Annotated in this window: 4 protein-coding genes and 1 pseudogene; all 5 read right to left on the bottom strand. The window is 43.5% G+C overall.

What is annotated here, in order from left to right:
* Positions 1-157: 157 nt before the first annotated feature.
* Positions 158-331 carry a hypothetical protein gene (locus PVOR_RS32745; RefSeq protein ID WP_327196520.1) on the bottom strand — a complete coding sequence of 58 codons (174 nt, stop codon included), beginning with the start codon at positions 329-331 and terminating at the stop codon, positions 158-160.
* Positions 332-353: 22 nt separating this feature from the next.
* Positions 354-1,526 (bottom strand): DNA methyltransferase, encoded by a 1,173-nt coding sequence (locus PVOR_RS05175; RefSeq protein ID WP_006208041.1) that lies wholly within the window; start codon positions 1,524-1,526, stop codon positions 354-356.
* 74 nt (positions 1,527-1,600) lie between these two features.
* Positions 1,601-2,107 (bottom strand): hypothetical protein, encoded by a 507-nt coding sequence (locus PVOR_RS05170; RefSeq protein WP_006208040.1) that lies wholly within the window; start codon positions 2,105-2,107, stop codon positions 1,601-1,603.
* A 308-nt stretch (positions 2,108-2,415) separates the two neighbouring features.
* Complete coding sequence (locus PVOR_RS05165) at positions 2,416-3,294, bottom strand: hypothetical protein (protein WP_006208039.1); 879 nt, start codon at positions 3,292-3,294, stop codon at positions 2,416-2,418.
* Between the two features lie 951 nt (positions 3,295-4,245).
* Positions 4,246-4,558: pseudogene (locus tag PVOR_RS05160) on the bottom strand (hypothetical protein); the annotation flags it as partial.

The following is a 4,558-nucleotide window of genomic DNA, read 5'->3' as shown; positions in this document are numbered from 1 at the left end:
AAACAGAATCATCCAATATACTCACCCACCTACTTTGGTAATTTTAATCATTAATGGGAATTCGTCTGTTCACGATCTATTCCTTCTTTTTTTATTCACAATCCTGCCCGTTAGCTTAACAAGAAGTATTTTTCGCAAATTTTATTAAGGTGTTTCATTATACTGCAGCATCTTCGCGATTCAACACTGGTTCGATCCCAGTTGCCTCGCGGTACCGCCTCTTGATTACATCACAGAACTTAGGATCAAGCTCCATGGTCCGGCAAACACGGCCGGTTTGGTCACAGGTCATCAAAGTGCTTCCCGATCCTCCGAAGAGATCGACGACCAGGTCTCCTTTACTACTGCTGTTCCTAATTACTCCAATGGCTTTTGAGTCGGATGGACGTATTTACCCACATCACCGCGGGATACCTCCCAGACCGTTGACGGCTTGGTTCTTCTGCAGGTAAGCCGGCGCGCCATACGGTTGATTGCCGGCGGTCACCATACCAGGCAGGAGCCTTGCCACGTTTATGGGCATAAAAGATAGGCTCATGCTGCCAGCGGTACTGTGACCAGCCAAACGAAGCCGCATTTTTCACCCAAACGCATTGGCTGCGAACGACAATACCGGATGCGTTCATTGCATCCTCAAACTCGCGCTGATATGACGATGAATGAAATACGTAAATTGCTGCAGCTTGGTCCATAATGCTGCCATAGCTTTGAAACACGGCATGCAAAAAGCCCGCAAATTCCTCTGCGGGCATGTCGTCGCTCATTATAGAGTCGTGGCCATTTGCGGCCAATCGCTCCGAATCACTCACCACTGCGACGTTGTATGGCGGGTCCGTGACGACCAGTGCGGCTTTAGCTCCATCCATCAACAGAGCCACGTCTTCCGGATCTGTTGCATCGCCACACACCAAACGATGCGGACCAAGCTGCCAAACATCACCGCGGCGGGTTTCCGGCTCCTTAATCACGTCGAGTGCTCGCTGCACATCGAAGTCATTCTCAACAACCGGTATATCAATCTCTGGTATCTCTGGCAATGAGCTAATCAGGTCCTCAATCTCCCCAACATCGAACCCGGACAGCGAGAGATCAGCCCCGCTTTCCTGCAGCTCTTGCAATAACCAAGCGAGCGCTCCTTCATCCCAACGACCAGATACCTTGTTAAGGGCCAAGTTCAGCAGCCGCTCTTGCTGATCGTCCAGATCAACCACCGAAACCTCCAGCTCAGCCAAGCCCAGCTCGTTAACCATGATCTTATACCGCTGATGCCCGCCGACCATGTTGCCGGATCTCTCATTCCAAACGATCGGTTCAACGTAGCCGAATTCCTCAATGCTGCGCTTCAGCTTTTCGTATTCCGGATCTCCCGGCTGCAGGTCCACTCTCGGGTTGTAAGCTGCTGCATTGATTTGATCTATCGAGATCATTCTGATATCCACTTCATCTTCCTCCAAATTGTGTTGAGTTGGTTTCACGTATACAGACATGACAAACAGGAGCATACGCCAACGCGTTGCCACTCCCATGCCGTTTTCTTACCCTCCTCTGATAATCCGCAAGCATACAACCAGACGTCCCTAGAACGGCGTAGATTTGATCATCACATTATTCGAAGATCCTTAATTACGTCTGGAATTCCAGTTTCAAGCTCTGCCTGATTGAATTTATGTCCAATCTCTTTCTTTAACTGGTTAAAATCTTTCGTTAATACTGATATAAATTGACTGGTTAATTTCGCATCTGGTGTAGGAAAAGCTCCTATATACTCAGACCATGCTTCTAATAGTTCCATAGAGGCATACCCCGAGTTTTTTAAAATTAGCTCATGTAGAGTATCCTTGTCCATTATTTTGAACGTGTCTGTACTCCCCCAAAAAAATGATTCCTTATCGATACTCACTTTTTTAGTCGATATTAATCTAGCGACCACTAAGGAATATACGGGATAATAAAGATTAGCTAGCTGTTGTTTTTTCCAACGCCGCCATTCCTTTATGGGTTCAATAATGAAATGGTTTGCGACAGCTATTGTGATTGCAATCACTGCCGAAATAATTGCTGATATTAATCTCATGTCTATATGAGCGACTTGTTCAATCTGGTTCATATAATCGCCTCCCATCATCAAATTTCGACATTAGGAAGGTTTTTCCTTCTTCACACAAGGTCGCCTACTACAGAACTGCTTCGTGCCAGTCCATTCACCCCACACACATCGGTTACACTTATCCGGCTGCTTCGGCTTATAACGTGGTCGCTTCAGCTTATTACGTTTTCCGGCCATGTCGTCGTTCCTCCCAATTTCGTGGTGAGCTGCCTGCTGTCACTTTAATCAACCATTGAAACCACTTCATATAAATTCACGCTCCTAAAAGAAAACAAAAAAGCCGCCCAGGAATGGACGACTTAATTTCTCTAATATTCACTTACTTCAAAATTAATTATCTTATCGAAGATGATATAGTCTTTTCTGGACTTAAACGGCCCCTTGTTGTTCCCATGTTTATCAATGGCGAAAGATATTGAGCCACTTCCTGATGCTTTTGCTTCATACCAATTAATAAATACGTTTACTTCACTCATAGAAAGATCAAACTCTTTTATAGCCCCGTTAAGCAAAGTAATTTCAAGCAATGCACGATTGCTATCTGGTTCTGTTGGTGGTTCTGTTGGCTCTGTTGGTGGTTCAGTAGGTTCTGTTGGAGGTTCGGTTGGTTCAGTGATCTTACTCATCATTTCTAATTCGTCAATGCTTACATATATACCACCATTGTTAGCCTTCACATTTAAACGATACTTCTTATAAGGAGTTACATTGTTAAAGGTGTACTCTCTCTTTTCTCCTCCGATCCAGTTCATTTCGCTTGTTCGTGTATCAAGGATATCCCAAGCTTGAGTTTGTTCATTCCATCCTTCAAACGTCCAATCCTTTGGTGCCCTGTTCATATCAGAGCTCAAACGTGGGGTAATATTTTTAATTGTATACTTAGAAATAACTTGTGGTGAGGCGAATTCGTAAGCTAACCATCCAGTCGGGATAGGTGGTTCCCAAGTGTCTTCATATGATTGACTGGTACTTCTGTTAAAGGCCTTCCAAGCTGCATACATGGGACCGTATTCCTGACTTGCTGATGCAATACCACTAGGTGCTGTGTGGCTTGTCATCTTAGGAATTAAATTATCTGAGTACTGATCTTGGGTTGTAGCTGCAAAAGTATTTGATGACAAAAAAACGGTAGTGAACAAGAGAATTGCAGTTAGAAATAGAGTACCTCTCTTAATAAATGTAGACATCTATCTTCCTCCTAAATTATGTATGTGTTAAAAGTACAAGAATAATCAACATTTGTCTAAACAAAAAATTGAAAATAAAGTAATTAATGCTATTTATTTCAAATAAAAATAAGCCGCTCCAGGAAGGAACGACTTCGGATTTATATTCAGTTCTTATCTGCAGAGAGATCCGTCAGAGCATTGCGACCGTGTCGGCCGCAGCAAAAACGCTGCGCTCTTTGCTTTAAAAGCATCTGTACTTTGTAACTAGATACGGATGACAAAACCATTTTACCGAGCTGCTGAAAATGAAGTCAAAATCCACATCGGCATTTATTAACGCTCAATACCATTAATTCATTCTCGCTCTCCTTTTTACTCACTCTTTTACACTTGAGCAGTAAAGCAACTGAAGGAGTATAGCCAGGAACCCTTATCAGGGGTTCCCCTTTGCTCGACTGCCTCCCGGTTGGCCCATCAGTTGCTTTACTCCAAAAACAGAAAAAGCGAGAAGAGTTACGCCCCGGTCATATGCCGCATTCATGCAGCCGTGCGTGTCATTCTCGCCTTTTTTCTATGCTTACATCCTATCATGGGAAAACCATCATGTGGTGCTCAACATAGGGTCAATCTACGGGCAGGGTCTGTTCACTTTAGGGTACAAAAAAGGCAACAAACCAAACTATTAATTAAGAAATAGTATGAACGTATGAACCCTTTGAAAAGTGGTAGTGGACCTTATCTTAAGATAAGGTCCACCGAAAAAAAATTATACGCGACGATGTTTTCTGTGCTTTTCGCACTTAACTACTGCTATTTGCCCAGGTTTAAGGATAACAACAATAACTTTTTTATGATGATGTCTCATGAGATATTCCTCCTCCCATAAAAGAGTTAATATATTATATGAAGGTGGCTAAAATTGAATTGGACTAAGAAATCAATGGAAATTACTCATTTTTTTCCTACTCACTAAAACTCCGCGTCATCCTGCTCAAAGAACCCCATGAGTTTCAAACTGTTTGCCATGCTCTCAGTCCCTTCTGATATCTTCCGCCGAATAGTGCTGTCACTTAGACCATGCCGGAAGAACAGCAATGTCTCCTTATAGGAGTAACCTTGCATGTACCTGTAATCGACAGTTCTCTTTGCCTCATCGTCCTGGATCAAACTGAAAGCCCTGCGAAGCTGATGAGTATAAAACTGGTACCGCTGATACACCCAACGCTGCTTTTCGATCAGAATCGTAGCATTAGCCGTCTTATCAGCATGCAGATCCTCCTGA

The sequence above is a fragment of the Paenibacillus vortex V453 genome, assembly GCF_000193415.1.
Lineage (GTDB): Bacteria > Bacillota > Bacilli > Paenibacillales > Paenibacillaceae > Paenibacillus_AQ > Paenibacillus_AQ glucanolyticus.
The sequence above is the reverse complement of the archived record's forward strand: the minus strand, read 5'-3'. Positions and strand labels throughout refer to the sequence as shown.

Bases quoted from the DNA above. Each gene is read 5' to 3' on its own strand.
- PVOR_RS05175 (WP_006208041.1), bottom strand. From the start codon at position 1,526: ATGGGAGTGGCAACGCGTTGGCGTATGCTCCTGTTTGTCATGTCTGTA.
- PVOR_RS05170 (WP_006208040.1), bottom strand. From the start codon at position 2,107: ATGAACCAGATTGAACAAGTCGCTCATATAGACATGAGATTAATATCA.
- PVOR_RS05165 (WP_006208039.1), bottom strand. From the start codon at position 3,294: ATGTCTACATTTATTAAGAGAGGTACTCTATTTCTAACTGCAATTCTC.